Source organism: Hyphomonas sp. L-53-1-40 (assembly GCF_000682775.1).
Classification (GTDB): domain Bacteria; phylum Pseudomonadota; class Alphaproteobacteria; order Caulobacterales; family Hyphomonadaceae; genus Hyphomonas.
This window is the reverse complement of record NZ_AWFI01000018.1, coordinates 1-15,255: the sequence shown is the minus strand read 5'-3', so window position 1 is coordinate 15,255 and position 15,255 is coordinate 1. Positions and strand designations below refer to the sequence as shown.

Annotated in this window: 13 protein-coding genes; 3 read left to right on the top strand and 10 right to left on the bottom strand. The window is 58.0% G+C overall.

Translation table 11 applies throughout. The features are described from left to right. Window positions 1-281: 281 nt before the first annotated feature. Together L53_RS13140 and L53_RS13135 are read right to left on the bottom strand one after the other, a co-directional pair. Window positions 282-815: a carboxymuconolactone decarboxylase family protein gene (locus L53_RS13140; RefSeq protein WP_034816392.1), complete on the bottom strand. Its 534-nt coding sequence runs from the start codon at window positions 813-815 to the stop codon at window positions 282-284. A gap of 223 nt (window positions 816-1,038) precedes the next feature. Beyond that, window positions 1,039-1,599 carry a peroxiredoxin gene (locus L53_RS13135; RefSeq protein ID WP_034816389.1) on the bottom strand — a complete coding sequence of 187 codons (561 nt, stop codon included), beginning with the start codon at window positions 1,597-1,599 and terminating at the stop codon, window positions 1,039-1,041. 121 nt (window positions 1,600-1,720) lie between these two features. On the opposite strand from L53_RS13135, the gene L53_RS13130 reads away from it, so the two are divergent. After that, complete coding sequence (locus L53_RS13130) at window positions 1,721-2,620, top strand: hydrogen peroxide-inducible genes activator (RefSeq protein ID WP_034816385.1); 900 nt, start codon at window positions 1,721-1,723, stop codon at window positions 2,618-2,620. A gap of 97 nt (window positions 2,621-2,717) precedes the next feature. Further along, a complete protein-coding gene (locus L53_RS13125; protein ID WP_034816381.1) occupies window positions 2,718-3,689 on the top strand; it encodes a bifunctional helix-turn-helix transcriptional regulator/GNAT family N-acetyltransferase in 972 nt (323 codons plus the stop codon). A 67-nt stretch (window positions 3,690-3,756) separates the two neighbouring features. Here L53_RS13125 and L53_RS13120 read toward each other — a convergent pair whose 3' ends face one another. The 4 genes from L53_RS13120 to L53_RS13100 form a co-directional block, all read right to left on the bottom strand. Next, a complete protein-coding gene (locus L53_RS13120; RefSeq protein ID WP_034816379.1) occupies window positions 3,757-5,214 on the bottom strand; it encodes a sigma-54 dependent transcriptional regulator in 1,458 nt (485 codons plus the stop codon). Window positions 5,215-6,062: 848 nt separating this feature from the next. Further along, window positions 6,063-6,419, bottom strand: coding sequence for a PilZ domain-containing protein (locus L53_RS13110; RefSeq protein ID WP_034816375.1), 357 nt, complete (start codon window positions 6,417-6,419; stop codon window positions 6,063-6,065). 87 nt (window positions 6,420-6,506) lie between these two features. Next, on the bottom strand, window positions 6,507-6,944 hold the full coding sequence (locus L53_RS13105) for an ester cyclase (protein ID WP_034816373.1): 438 nt from the start codon (window positions 6,942-6,944) through the stop codon (window positions 6,507-6,509). 27 nt (window positions 6,945-6,971) lie between these two features. Then, window positions 6,972-8,873, bottom strand: coding sequence for a hypothetical protein (locus L53_RS13100; RefSeq protein WP_156947920.1), 1,902 nt, complete (start codon window positions 8,871-8,873; stop codon window positions 6,972-6,974). 174 nt (window positions 8,874-9,047) lie between these two features. Between L53_RS13100 and uvrB the strand changes: the two genes are divergently transcribed. Continuing rightward, window positions 9,048-11,243 (top strand): excinuclease ABC subunit UvrB, encoded by a 2,196-nt coding sequence (gene uvrB, locus L53_RS13095; RefSeq protein WP_034816369.1) that lies wholly within the window; start codon window positions 9,048-9,050, stop codon window positions 11,241-11,243. Between the two features lie 38 nt (window positions 11,244-11,281). Here the strand turns inward: uvrB and L53_RS13090 are convergent, their stop codons facing one another. The 4 genes from L53_RS13090 to L53_RS13075 all read right to left on the bottom strand — a co-directional run. After that, entirely contained in the window at window positions 11,282-11,797 is a 516-nt protein-coding gene (locus tag L53_RS13090; protein WP_034816366.1) for a HEPN domain-containing protein, read from the bottom strand. After that, window positions 11,794-12,966 carry a DUF262 domain-containing protein gene (locus tag L53_RS13085; protein ID WP_198019817.1) on the bottom strand — a complete coding sequence of 391 codons (1,173 nt, stop codon included), beginning with the start codon at window positions 12,964-12,966 and terminating at the stop codon, window positions 11,794-11,796. Before L53_RS13085 ends, L53_RS13090 begins: the two co-directional genes overlap by 4 nt. A gap of 612 nt (window positions 12,967-13,578) precedes the next feature. After that, the gene (locus tag L53_RS13080) at window positions 13,579-14,370 is read right to left on the bottom strand and encodes a hypothetical protein (RefSeq protein ID WP_034816363.1); all 792 of its coding nucleotides are present in this window, start codon (window positions 14,368-14,370) and stop codon (window positions 13,579-13,581) included. A 324-nt stretch (window positions 14,371-14,694) separates the two neighbouring features. Beyond that, the coding region (locus L53_RS13075) for a Na+/H+ antiporter NhaC family protein (protein ID WP_034816361.1) at window positions 14,695-15,255 on the bottom strand (561 nt) is incomplete at its 5' end.

Here is a 15,255-nt window from a genome sequence, read left to right as displayed (position 1 = left end):
ATAAAATATTACGGGAACATACTGGAACAGCGGAATGGGCCGAAATGGGCGGCCGGTAATTTTCCTTTCTGAATCAGGCCGCTGCCCTCCCCTGCTGTGACGTGAAAGGCACGGGGGACGGAACATGTCTTTTTCTGCTGATTTCCACAGCTCGTTTCGGCGGTGCCCAGTATCTGTTCGTTTCGCCTCCGGATCACTTCGTGAATGCTTCGAGTCGCAAAAAAAGCCCCAAAGCAATGCTTCGGGGCCTTTCCATGGGTCTTGGAACATTGACTGCGGAATTAGTCGGCCGTGACCGCCTCAGCAGCCAGGACGCGGGCGACAGCATTCACCACAGCGCCAATGCGGATGCCCGCCTGGATCTGCTCGGTCGACAAGCCGTGCTTGCGCAGTTCGGCCTCATGCGCGTCGAGGCACATGCCGCAGCCATTCACGGCAGACACACCAAGGGAATAAAGCTCGAAATCGGCTTTCTCGATCCCCGGCGCACCGATCACGTTCATGCGCAGCTTGGCTGGCAAAGTCTGGTATGTCGAATTGCTGATCAGGTGGATCGACCGGTAATAGACATTGTTCATGCCCATGATCGCGCTGGCAGCTTTCGCGGCCTTGATCGCTTCGGGGCTCAGCTTTCCGTCTGCTTCCGCTTCCAGCGCCTTCAGCGTCTGGGGTTCACCCACAGCATGGGCACAGGCAAGGAAACAGCCATATTTCTGTTGGTCGCTCAACAGGGTCTCGTTCATCAGCGAACCGAGATTGAGCTTCAGATCCTTCGCATAGTCAGGCAGCGAAGATTTCAGGGACTCGATAGACATGAATCCTCATCCTTCCGGAATTCGTTATTTTGATGGGGCTGGGGAGCGAATGGGTCCGACAAGCCTTGCAGGCTAGAGGGGTGGGAGTGCCAACGTCCGGAACTGGGTGGACGGAAGGCCTGCCGGACCTTTCGCGACGCTGAAGGGAAGATGCCTCATGGGTGGGGGAGGGAGTGAGACATCTTCCCGGAAGTTTCAGCGTTGCGCTCTATCTATGCGCAACCTAGGCAGCTGGTTCCAAAATATCTCCGCCAACCGGGCGATTACATGGGCACAGCTCATCGGTCTGCAGGGCGTCCAGCACGCGGAGCGTGTCTGCTGGGCTGCGGCCGACGTTCAGATTGGTCACATAAACGTGCTGAATCACGTTGTGTGGATCGACAACATATGTCGCGCGATAGGCAACGCCTTCAGACGGCTCACGCACGCCAAGACCATCAACCAGCTCGCCGCGGGTGTCAGCAAACTGCCAGATCGGCAGCTCTGCGAGGTCTGCATGGTCACGGCGCCATGCCAGTTTCACGAACTCGTTGTCGGTGGACCCGCCGAGCACAACCGCGTCGCGGTCTTCGAAGTCGCCGGACAGGCGGGCGAATTCAGCGATTTCGGTTGGGCAAACGAAGGTGAAGTCTTTCGGGTAGAAGAAGATGACTTTCCATTTACCCTCGAAGGAATCCTGCGTGATGGGCTCGAATGCGCTTTCGCCATTCTGCTCATGCTGCATGAATTTCGGCTTTACGCCCGTGACTGTGAACTCGGGAAGCTTTTCGCCAATGCCAAGCATATTGGATCTCCTGGGATAAGATGTTGAGGCTGCCGGAACGGTGGGCCCGGTGGCTGTGCTTTCTCGCAGTTGCGGCAAAAAGGAAAATTGATAATTCCCATTCCCGGTATAGATTGTCTCTATGATTATACCGACCCTTCGCCAACTGCAGTATCTGGTGGCTCTTGGAGAGACCGGCTCGTTCTCTCGGGCCGCCGAGGCGTGCTATGTGACGCAGCCCACCTTGTCAGCCGGGATCAAGGAATTGGAGGATTTGCTGGGCGTCAAACTGGCCGAGCGCGAACCGCGCGGCGCCAAGCTGACTCATGCCGGAGAGCTGGCGGTGTCGCGCGCCAATGCGCTGATCAATGATGCCCATTCCCTGGTCCAGTCGGTTCAGAGCGCCGGCGCTCTGCTCACTGGCCCCTTTCATCTCGGCGCGATCCCGACCATCGCCCCCTTCGTCCTGCCAGCGGCAGTCCGTGCCCTCAGCGAGCAATATCCCCAGCTCAAACTCTACCTGCACGAAGAGAAGACACCGCGCCTGATCGACCAGTTGCGCACGCGCACTCTGGACGCCGCCCTGATTGCCCTGCCCTGGGACGTTCCGGGCATCGAGATGCTGCCGCTATTCGATGATGAATTCCTGTTTGCCGCGCCCGCTTCACACCCGCTGGCCAAGAAGAACGGCCTCTCGCCAGAAGACCTGGCGGGCGAGAACCTCCTCCTGCTCGAAGACGGGCACTGCTTGCGCGATCATGCACTCTCCATCTGTCGCATGAAGACCGGCAACGGCACCGACCAGGTGGCCGCCACTTCACTCGGAACACTGGTCAACATGATCGCCGGGGGCCTCGGCGTCTCGCTACTGCCCAAACTCGCCACAGATAACGGCCTGAACATCGGACCGGACGTCGCCGTACGCGAATTCGTCAGTCCCGTGGTCGGCCGCCAGATCGGGATTGCCTGGCGCACCGGCAGCCCACGCGAGGCCGATGCCCGCAAGATCGGTGAAATCGTCAAGGCCGCCACCCGGCACTAGACCGCTTCCCCTCTGATAATCGGGATTTCATCTTGACGGTTCCCGTGGCCAAGCCTAATCATATAACGCGTTATATAACTGATTATGGAATCCCATGATGAGCCAAGATATTCTCGCACAAGTTGGCTATCTGGGCCTGGCCAGTCGGCTGAAGCGTCTTGCCGACCGGCTGCAGGCAGAAGCTGTCAGCGTGTTCGACAATCGCGCCTATCCGATCCAGACCACGCACTTTCCCCTGATCGCCGCGCTTGAGACCAACGGTCCGCTCAGTGTAAGCGCCGCCGTCGAGGCGACTGGCGTCAGTCAGCCCGCCATCACGCGCATCCATAATGCGCTGCAGAAGATGGGCCTGACCGACACGCGCTCGATCGAAGGCGACAATCGCCAGAAGGAAATCTTCCTCACGCCAGCCGGGGAAGCGCTGGTGTCCGAAATGCGCGCCAGCTTCTGGCCCGCCGTTCAGGAGGCCGCCGAGCAACTCTGTCTCTACCCAGACCATGACTTGCTGGTGGAAATCAGCCTCGTGGAATCGCGTCTCGCCGAGCAGCCCCTGTCGGCGCGGATCGAGACCCTGGCCAATCCTGCGGGCCTGAAGATCGTGGAGTTCTCAGACGAACTCGCCCCGCATTTCGACCACATCTCCCGCGAATGGGTCGAGGAAATGTTCCGCCTTGAGCCGGAAGACATCGCCATGATCGAAAACCCACGTGCCAAGGTGATCGACAAGGGCGGCACCATCTTGTTCGTCGAAGATCCGGAACTCGGCATCATTGGCACCTGCGCGCTGTTGCCGATGGCGGATGGCGGCGTGGAACTGACCAAGATGGGCGTTCTGGCCTCCGCGCGCGGCCGCAGGGCCGGAGACTTCCTGATGCGGCAGATTCTGAAGCGCGCCCGCCAGATGGAAATCCAGGATCTCTTCCTGCTGACCAATTCAAAATGCGCGTCGGCCATCCTGCTCTACGAAAAATACGGCTTCCGGCATGATGACGACATCATGCGCCGCTATGGCCACCGCTATGAGCGGTGTAACGTCACCATGTCCTACGCGATGCCAACCTGCGCATAGCAAAAGCCCCGCCGACATGGCGGGGCCTTATCGCCGATCTGTGCCGGCATCTCCCTTTGGCCTTGGCCTAGCTCGCTTCACGCTCCTGGCGCACATCGAGATCGTATTCGCGGACCTTGCGATAGAGCGTCGAGCGGCCAATGCCGAGACGGCGGGACACTTCGCTCATATGGCCTTCATAGAAGTCGATGGCATACTGAAGGATATCGCGCTCGATATCGCTCAGTGTGCGCAGCTCGCCTGCCTCGTCCTGAATGGCTACCGGGCCGTTCTCGCCGGACTGAACGGGCTCGGCGATATCGGGGGCCTTGTTGAAGGGCGATGAAGGCAGGTTGCTCACATCCGGCATCTGTCCGGAAATCTGAGGGAAATCCTGCGGGCGCAACTGATCGCCATCACACAGAACCACAGCGCGGAAGACAGCATTCTCCAGCTGGCGGACATTGCCCGGCCAGTCAAAGGCGTACAGCATCTTCATCGTCTCGTCGGCCACACCGGTCACTTTCGCGCCTTCGCTGGCATTGAAGCGATTCACGAAATGGTCGACCAGCGCCGGAATGTCATCACGGCGTTCGCGCAGCGACGGCATGTCAACCGGATAAACATTGAGGCGATAGAACAGGTCTTCGCGGAATGTGCCTTCGGAAACCTGTTGCGACAGATCGCGGTTGGTTGCGGAAATGATCCGCACATCCACCTTGGTCGGGCGGCGCGAGCCAACGGCATCCACCTCCCCTTCCTGCAGGGCACGGAGCAGCTTCACTTGTGCATCCAGCGGCAACTCACCCACCTCATCGAGGAAAAGCGTGCCGCCATCGGCCTCGACAAACTTGCCGAGCGCTTTTGAGACGGCACCGGTAAAGGCGCCTTTCTCATGACCGAACAGGATCGACTCGACCAGATTTTCCGGGATCGCACCACAGTTTACGGTAACGAATGGTTTCCCGGCACGGTCAGATGCGCCCTGAATGCAGCGGGCAACAACTTCCTTACCCACACCACTTTCGCCCAGGATCAGGACGGGAATATCAGAACTCGCGGCGCGTTCGGCCAGACGCACGACCTGGCGCATCGGCGGCGCGGTCGCGATCATGTCGTCAAAGCTCATGCCGCCTTCGGATTTGCGCGAGAGGCGCTTCACTTCCCCTGACAGGGATTGCAATTTCAGGGCGTTGCGGATCGAAACGACGACGCGCTCCGGATTGGCGGGCTTCACGATGAAGTCCACCGCGCCGCGCCGCATGGCCTGAACGATCGTGTCAATTCCGCTGGTTGCGGTCAGCATGATGACCGGCAGGTCAGCGCGCTTGGCCGACAGGCGTTCCAGCGTATCCATGCCCGACAGGCCCGGCATGGTCAGGTCCAGCAGGACCACATCAATGCCATCCTTCGGGTCAGAGGCCAGCGCAAGTCCCGCCTCGCCATCCGGCGCCGTGCGACAGGCAAATCCAGCCTTCTCGACCGCAGCCTGAAGCAGGCGGCGCTGGGTCGGATCGTCATCAATTACAAGCACCGTCTTGGCCATTGCGATTACTACCTTCTCTACAAGGAACCGACGGATCGCCCGTTCCCGAAACCAGATGTTTGATACAAAGCGAAACACGTCCGTCCCGTATCGTTACGCCCCGTTCTGACACAGCGAGGTGGAAGTCTGGTTGAATCGAAAGGTGAAATTTGACGCAAATCTGATGTGTGCGTTGCGCGCGCAGGCTCTTGCAGGGGAGATTTCACCATCAAGCCCCGGCAGTGCCCCCATAAGGCGAGAGACATTCGCGAAAATCCCGCCTGTCCTCCACACGGTTTATTTCAGATTGTTACAAGGCTGGCGCCGGATAATTTGGATCAAACCCGGCAATTTTTCCGCGTCGGCTACATTCGTCGCCCCGCGCCATAGTCTTGCTTCTGTAGCGGGCACAACACGATGCGGAAGGCACGCCAGCCATGCTCGGATGCGTCCCACACGCCCTGCGCCCCTGTCATGCATGTCAATATTCGCAAGCGCGACGGATCAGCGAATCGGAAAATCGGAGCCCGCCCAGATATGAGCGATTCCGGCCTCGATCCGGCCATCGACAAGGGGGGGAAAACTTCCTAGAGACCGTGCCTTGTTCGAGCCTGCGAGCTCGAACCGGATTATTGTAGCTGCGCGGGTTTGGGGACGCAGATATGCAGGAAAAGAGACAGTCTATTTCTAGTGCACAACACACGGATGAGGACACAAACGCAGATCCATTGCGCGACGCACTCAGGAAATCCTTTGAGGAGAGTCTGAAAGCGCCGCCCTCTGCGAGACTTGAAGACCTGATGGCACAGCTGCGCTCAAAGGAACGCAGCCAGGATTCAGACACCAAAGATTAGGCGCGGACACCGCGTTCAGTGACGGAACGCAGGCTGGCGGATCAGTTCGGCCAGAATATAACCGGCCATCGCGCGATCAAACTCGACCCCGACCGCCGGGCCGGCGCGCCAGCGCACCGTGCAATCGACCTGGAAATGCGGCTCGGACGGGCTTCGGCGCAGCAGTAAGTGGAAGCGGTTTGGCAGATCGGCCCAATCGCCGACTTTCAGACAGGCCCCATCAACCGATAGATCCTCCACGAGAATGCTGCGCGCCTCGCTGTAATCCATCAGGACAATTCGCCCGGACGTTTGCAGGCGAACGCGCGTGCTGCGCCGCAATTCAGTGGGGGCGGAATCTGTCTGGGTCGGAACGGAAACGAGCTGGGTCATGCACCTACTATGCCCCAGCCCCCATTTGGTTCCATTTGTTTCCTACCCTGAATAGAGTCCAGCTGTCGCCCGCCTCGGCCGGCGCGCTCAGACAAGGTCCAGCGCGCGCAGCACGGCGCCCTGATCATAATAGGGGCGTTCGCAGATAATCCGGTCACTGCCCGGCGCGAACTCAAACGTTGCCGCCATGCGCACCTTGAAACGGCGCCCGGTGGGCTCAATCGTGGTCTTGCCGACCTGTAGCGGGCCGGTATGCGTGCCCGTCAGCCAGAACTCGACCAGAAGTTTGTCGGTTGCCTCATCAACGGCAATCGAGATGATTTCATTGTCCTGATCCGGAAAGGGCGTGCGCGACAGTTCGAAATAGCGCCGCACCGCGGCCTCCCCGTCGAACACCTGCCCGCCGCCATGCATCTCATACCGGGGATGCGCGAACGTCGCCATCACCGCATCCCAATCATGCGTCACCTCCAACGCCATATGGTTACGGACATTCGCGATACGGGCTTCGGTGAGTGCGGTCATTGTCAGCTTCTTTTTCTCAATAGCTACTTAAACGGAAGCCACTCTACGACCAATTTCCAACATGGTGAGCTCGTTCTCACTCACTGGTCTTAGTTTACGCGCTCTCATTTGCGCTGCGACAGTATTTCGAACGACCTTGGCGCGATCGTAATGGAAGGCGTGAGAAAGCGGCCTCAAGTTCTGTGGATTTGCTTGAGCATTTCTCGCTAGAGACTGCACCACGAGGACGCGAATATTCGCGAGGCTATCAGCGTCCTTTCCAACCAACACTTCAGCAAGCTCTCTCTCCCGCTGAGGACTGACGTCAACTTTTGAAACGATCATCTGGACTAATCTTTTTCTCTCAGCCTCCACACCGCTTTTCCAATTCAGTTGGCGTCGTGCGATGGCGAGGTAGTCTAGATCGTACTGTCTCAACTCATCTATTTCATCCAAAACCGCACGAACTTCAGCTGGGTCGATCCTTTTCGACGCGGTTACTTGGGGCAGCAACTCGGCAGGCGGAGTTATGTCGAGCCCTGAACGTCTTATAATTTCAGCAACGGCGACTTGAAGTCGGGACCCTTTTTTCGCTTTTACCTTAAGGCGAATAAGGCGACTAGGACTGTAGTGAGTGTACTGCTGTATTTCTTCTCTAAAACGCCATTCACCATTTTTCCTAAAAGACAGCCGAGCGAGTTCACGAGCCTCTATCCTTGGGTCGAGTGCATCCACACCTGCCCGCCTTTCCAAGAAATCGCGGCGATTCTTGGAAAGCGAAACAGAGATTGCCAACGCCTGCAGGATCGCACCAATGAACACAAGATCAATAATTGCCCGCGCCACCAGCAACACGTGCATTGATAGTGGGGCGCTCGTGTGGATTCTTGTTTCCGCCTCTGCGCTATAAATGTCGGCCCAATCAAGAAACGGTAGCGCTTTAAGCAACTCGACTCCAAAAAATCCTACCCAAGCATCCAGTCTGTCTATAGCTCCCGTCTCGACTTGAAAAACCGGATACCCAAAATCAAAAAGTTGGAACTGGCGCATTGCTATAGGAAGTATCAGCACCAACAAAAGTAGTCCCGAAACAGCCTCATCGCGGAGGTCATCATGAAGTCCAATACGAAGCAAATTGGTCTTCATATCGGGATCTTGAATCAGGCGGTTCCTGTCCGTTTCAATCCAAGACCAGCGGCGGGCTACGGATATTACCGCAATGAAAGCCCACATTGCCCCGATCAAACCCAGTGGAGCGGTCGCATGCCAAGCAAAAATACAGCCAACTACAATATGCGTAAAAAACACTGTGTACCGTACAATATCTCCTCTCAACGTCGCCCCAACTGCAGGCGCCACAACGAAAACTAACCAGCTATCGATTGCGCTAAAAAAATAGCCGAAGGGCACAAGAGGCGCAGCAGCCCGCTCCATCAGTCTGCGTACGCCGCGGACACCGCCCAGCTCTAGTACTCGAGAAAACAAAAACACCCACGCAAACACAGTCGCGAATGCAACAACAACAGCAATTCCCATCCACTCTGGAATCACAATCGCCCCATTCAGCTTTTGCCCTGCATAGGCTGAAACGAAGACAAAGCCTGCCAACAAGAATATAACCGCAGCACCCACTCCGCCCACATGGTTATGAGGCAACCGTTCGTTGCTCTTGGATGGCATTCGGGCGTTTCGAATGGCAGATGATCGATAGCAAGCAAAACAAGCAATCAGACAAGGAACCGCAACAGCAAGTGCCAATACAATCGCAAATCGCCGAGCGCCTGGATCGGTGATTGCCGACTGCAGGAACAGGACTACTCCTAAAGTACCAACTATTCCCAATAAACAAACAACAGAGCGTTCTAAATCCCTGTTGCCGAATTCCAGATGCATTCCCTGATCGGTTAGTTGCTCAACAACCACTCCATTTTCCGAGAATGTGTAATTCATCGCCTCATCTCCCCCCAGTATGAGATGCTAACCATTAGTTAACTTTGAAGGCAACCTAGATTCCCAACCTTCGGTGGATAGGAGTGTTTGGCGATTTATGGAGTGGCCTGCCACCACACCGAACACAACAAGAACACCCTAGACACCTCCCTGCCCGCGCCCCATATCGGGGGCATGGCTCCTCCTCCTCCTTCCAAGGGCGTTTCCGAAGCGCCCAGCGTGTTCTCGCTTGATGGCTTCGCGCGCGATGCCGCCGGCGCCCTGCCGTCCGACAACTGGACGCCCCACCGGCCTGACCGCGACTGGGTCAAGCTGGAGGGCGGCAAGCGGTTCAAGGTCCATTCCGAATATGAGCCTGCGGGCGACCAGCGCACCGCGATCCCCGAACTCGTCGAAGGCATCGGCGCGGGCGAGCGCGACCAGGTCCTGCTCGGCGCGACCGGCACCGGCAAGACCTTCACCATGGCCAAGATCATCGAGGCGACCCAGCGCCCGGCCCTGATCCTCGCCCCCAACAAGACGCTCGCCGCACAACTCTATGGCGAGTTCAAATCCTTCTTCCCCGAGAATTCGGTGGAGTATTTCGTGTCCTATTACGATTACTACCAGCCCGAAGCCTATGTGCCGCGCGCCGATCTCTATATCGAGAAGGAATCCTCCATCAATGAGGCCATTGACCGGATGCGCCACTCGGCCACCCGCGCCATCCTCGAGCGCGATGACGTGATCATCGTGGCGTCAGTCTCGTGCATCTACGGCATCGGCTCGGTCGAGACCTACACGTCGATGACGTTCAAGCTCGAAGAGGGCCAGCGCATCGACCCGCGCCGCGTCGCCGAACAGCTCGTCGCCAACCAGTATACCCGCAATGACATGGCCTTCACCCGCGGCACGTTCCGTGTGAAGGGCGACGTGGTCGACATCTTCCCGGCCCACTTCGAAGACCGCGCCTGGAAGCTCTCCTTCTTCGGCGACGAGTTGGAGAGCATCACCGAGTTCGACCCGCTCACCGGCCGCACCATGCAGAAGCTGCCCGCGATCAAGATCTATGCGAACAGCCACTATGTGACGCCCCGCCCGACGCTCAACCAGGCCATCGGCAAGATCAAGGCGGAGCTGAAGACCACGATTGCCCATTTCGAGGCCAATGGGAAACTGCTCGAGGCCCAGCGCATCCAGCAGCGCACCCAGTACGATCTCGAAATGCTCGCCGCCACCGGCTCCTGCAACGGCATCGAGAATTATTCCCGCTACCTCACCGGCCGCAAGCCCGGCGACCCGCCGCCGACCATGTTTGAATACCTGCCCGACAATGCCCTCGTCTTCACCGATGAAAGCCACCAGACCGTGCCCCAGATCGGCGCCATGTACAAAGGCGACTTCAGCCGCAAGACCACGCTGGCCGAATACGGCTTCCGCCTCCCCTCCTGCATGGACAACCGCCCCCTCAAATTCGAGGAATGGGACGCCATGCGCCCGCAAACCGTCCACGTCTCGGCCACGCCCGGCAAGTGGGAACTGGACCGCACCGGCGGTGTGTTCACCGAACAGGTCATCCGCCCCACCGGCCTGATCGACCCGCCGGTCGAGGTCCGCCCCGTCTCGAAAGATGGCGCCAACCAGGTTGATGATGTCATGGCCGAGGTCAAGGACGTCGCCGCCAAGGGCTATCGCAGCCTGATCACCACCCTGACCAAGAAGATGGCGGAAGACCTGACCGACTTCCTCAACGAAAACGGCGTGCGCGTGCGCTACATGCATTCCGACATCGACACGATCGAGCGGATCGAGATCATCCGTGACCTGCGCCTCGGCGTGTTCGACGTGCTGGTCGGCATCAACCTGCTCCGCGAGGGGCTCGACATTCCCGAATGCGGTTTTGTTGGCATCCTTGATGCGGACAAGGAGGGCTTCCTCCGTTCAGAGACGAGTCTGGTCCAGACCATCGGCCGCGCCGCGCGCAACGCCGACGCCCGCGTCGTGCTCTATGCCGACCGGATCACCGGCTCGATGGAACGCGCCATGGAAGAGACCAGCCGCCGCCGCGAGAAACAGGTCGCCTATAATACCGAACACGGCATCACGCCGACCACGATCAAGCGCGCCGTGGCCGACATTCTCGGCGAACTCGGCGAAAAGCCCGGCAGCGCCCCGAAAGCCCGCGGCCGCGGCAAGGACAAGGGCAAGACCCGCGGCGTCACCGAAACAAAAGCCTTGCCACTTGCCGGCGAAACCGGGCACAATTTCAAAGCCGTCCTCGCGGACCTGGAAAAACAAATGCGCGAAGCCGCCGCGAACCTGGAGTTCGAAGAAGCTGCGCGGTTGCGGGACGAGGTTAAGCGGCTGAGGGAAGAGGAATTGGGGCTTTGATTTTAATAGTACGGGCTTCGAAACAAACCGTATTTCTCTTAGTTGTCCGGGTTCACCAATCCAATTTTTATAAGATTCACGAATCCTAATGATCGGCGGTACAACTCATATACTTCATCCAGTGTATAGTGGAGAGAGTATTCAGCTAGCCCCTGATGAACCATTGTGTTTCGCTCAGCGACGATACTCAGAAACGCGGAGAGGTCCTCTTTATGGGGATCTTCTTTGCAGAATGCGGCCATTTTAGTTTTCACCGCTGGCCCAAAGAGGCTAAAAAACGATGTCGCTGATTTAGATTTCCAATCGAACATAGTATGGAACTGTCGTTCGAGAGCCTTTTTTTTTACAAAATTTCTCAAGTGTTCCGGTGTTTGCTGCTGCTCGAACAAATGTTCAATCGCTCCTATGGTTCGCTGCTCTAGATCGCCTGCCGCAGCCACGAGGAGATACTTCGCGCCTACCTCGTTGATCATGCTCAAAGCGGACATATCTGTACCACCAAGTGTGCTCACAATCAGAGATAGGTTGTATCTCGCGTTATCGACAAAGGTCACTTGATAATCTCTTTGGCCGAATCCAACCGCTGTTGAACATTCTCAGACTTCGAACTCCCCACTCTCAACCAATCTCTAATCTTCTCAGCAATCTCGCGTACTTCTGCCGGAGAAAAATTCTTTACCAGCGACGGATTCTTCACGGCCCATGCTTCTCGCGCAGCGGCACGAAATACTGATTCAGTTGTGCCTATCGAGAATCTTCCACCCGGAGAAAAGGCAGAAAAGTCCTTTGAGCAATACTCAAGAAACTTTTCAAAGATGCCTTCACACAACTCAATTTCGACTTGAGTGAATTGTTTTTTCGCTACGGCCGAAAAACGATTTAAAAATCTTGTCATAGATGGACTATACTTGTCCGAAAATGTAAGCATCGCAAATAGACGCAACAGGAGCTCAACGTCGCGCAGATTGGTGTCTATGTTTGGTCGTCCTATTAGTTTTCGCCACTCTGCATTCTTATTCAGCTTATTTATTGAGTTGTAGAAATCAGAAAAATATATGTTCGATCTTATTTCTTGCGGTTTGAGGTTCATGCCTCCCGTATTCAATCGATCAAAAATTTCATAGACAGCGGACTGCCCATCTTCCTCTGGGTTTGGATCATTCTGCTTGATGATTACTGACCGAATTGTTCGAAGCTCTAAAGTAGACTTGTGCTCATCAAGCGTTTCGTACTTTAACTGATGAAAAGGGCTCTGCCTCTCTTCAGTAGAGGCAGGAAGGTACAAAGAAAATTCGCTAAAATATTGATTGTCTGCCAACACTTCGGGCGGAAAAAAATTGTTGTCGGAGAATATTTCCCTGAGTTCACCTCGCTTGTCAGTTTTCGGAAATCTGCCTTTCCAAAAAAAGTAGATCGACATCAGGCGCTGTTGGCCATCTAATACGGCAAATTTGTTTCTAGATTCCTCGTAGAAAAAGAGTTGAGGGACCGGCAGACCGATAATCAAAGATTCGACCAGTTTTGACGCTCTTTTTTTATCCCAAGTATAATTTCGCTGATAGTGAGGAATCACTATGGCTCCAGTGTCCATAAAACTCATTAGAGTCATCAGATTGAAGTCATTGGGCGATGATGTAATGTCGAATTGTGTAACGGAGAGAGCCTCGTCATCCTCGCCTTGCTCCATCCAATCAATCGGACCGTCTAATCTATTCTCTGTCATAATATCCACCGAATCCATTCAACCAATAAGAGCACTTGCCTCTTTCTTTTTCTAGAGGTTGTCAGAACATATTCCTTCACTAGGGGTAAAGACGCTCGCAATTTTTACTTGCCGCTTGGCGGGTCATGACGCGCCCTACCTTCTCTTCTTGTCATCCCGGAAAGCGCGCCGCGCTTATCCGGGACCCAGCCGGGCCGCCCGCCTGCCACTCATTCATCCTTCGACCCCGGCTTTCATCGGGGCAGCCCCGCTCTGGATGAGTCCGCCTCTTGCGGCCCCTGCGACGCGCTCATGCTGAGCGAAGTCGAAGCACGGGCGCAGGCTCCACGTGGTTCCCGCGGAGGCCACGACGTCCGCCGGGGGTACGGTGTGTGGGGACAGAGGTGCGTGCTTCCCTCCTGGCGTCATCCCCGACGCGAAGCGTCTGGGGACCCATCTCTGAACGGGGTGGCGGGAGCATCATGGAAAGATATACGCATGAGGCGCCTGCGGGAGATGGGCCCCCAGATGGCTTTGCCATCGGGGGTGACGACGTAATCGCGTGCGGGAAGCAGAAGCCCGGCGCTTGCGCTTGGGCAGCCTACGCGGAAATCGCGGTGCGATTTCTGATCGCTACACCTCCCCGTGATACCCATACCCGTTCGCGTGGCACCACTGGATGAGGGTCGGGAGGGCGGCTTGTTCTGCCTTGAGGAAGCCGCCGACCTTTTCGGCGAGGGCGTGATGGCCCTGCAGGGTCAGCGTGGTGATTGCCTGGCGCAGCAGCGGGTGGAAATTGCGGAACCAGCCCATTGCCGCGAGCTGGAGGAGGAGTTCCGTCAGCTCCTGATCACTGCCCTCATCGTCCGGATCCACCGCCAGGACCACTTCGCGCGCCATGGCCAGCCGTTTCTGGAATGTGGCCGAGACGACCCAGGGCAGATGGTCCGGCGGCATGTCTCCCTCCTCCCAACAGGCGCAGACCTGTAGCGCGGCGCGGTAGAGCGCGGCATTCATCTGCGCCTGCCGCATCTGCTGGGTCGCGGCCTCGGTCGCGGCGCGCACCGGGGCGGCAAAGCTCTGCAGGCTTGTCAGGCGGCGGGCCGCGCGCATGTCCTGCTCCGCCTCCGGAATATATCCGGCCTCCAGCAGCGCGCCGACGCGGGCGCGCGCCAGCGTGATTTCCTCATCGGTCTGGCTGCGCGGCGTGAACGGCTCATCAGCCTCTTCCTCGTCTTCCTCATCGCGCAAGATCGTGCGCCGCGCAGCCAGTTCCGCCTGCTGGCGAATATGGTCGGCCTCGTCCTGCGCCTTGGCGGCGGCGGCCTGACGGGCGGCAATGTCCTTGTGGCGAAAGCCATCTTCGCGCGCCCATTTGGTCAGCGTTGACCAGGGCAGGTCCAGCCGGCGGGCGATCTCCCGCATCGGCTCCCGCCTCGGCGGCCTCGCGGGCCAGATGGCGCAGGGCGGTCAGGCTCGCCGTGGTGCGGCGTTGGCGTTTGGCGGGGGTCGGCGGCGCATCACTCATGCCGGGCAGACTGCCACGGGCGCGCCCCCATCGGATTGCGCCGGGGGCAAGGCCCGGCGCGCCGGGCGATCTCGCCCCCAAAGGCAGGGGATAGCGGCGCGCCCCTCCCCCATTGCCCGGACATGGCCCAAAGTTCTGGACCGGTTCTGGGCCGGTTCGGTACCAGTTATGGACAGTTTATGGGCTCTTTATGGGCCAGATTCAGGGCCGAACGGCGCGCCTTATCCCCCGGTTACGGCGCCCGCTATCAGATAAAGGATTACCGCAATCCCGCCCGTCACCAGCGCATAGGGCATCTGGGTACGGACATGGTCAATATGGTCACAGCCCGCCGCCAAGGAGGCGATGATCGTCGTGTCGGAAATGGGTGAGCAATGGTCGCCAAACACGCCGCCGCCCAGCACCGCCGCCAGCACCAGCGAAGGCGGCAGGCCCAGCGCGGCGGCGAGCGGCATGGCGATGGGGATCATGATGCCATATGTGCCCCAGCTCGTGCCGGTCATGAAAGCGGTCACGCCCGCCACCACGAACAGCACCGCCGGCACGATGATGGGCGAGACAAACTGCGCCGCGACGCCTGACAGGAACGCGCCCGTGCCGAGCACGCGGAGGCTGTCGCCCAGCGCAATCGACAGGAACAGGATCGTCACCACGGGCACCATTTCGGCGATGCCGGCAAAGCCCCGTTCCTGTAGTCCACCCTTGGGAAACGCCTTGCCCATCGCCAGCAGCACGGCCGCGACCAGCATGGCCAGGCAGATCGCCCACAGGATCGACTGGCT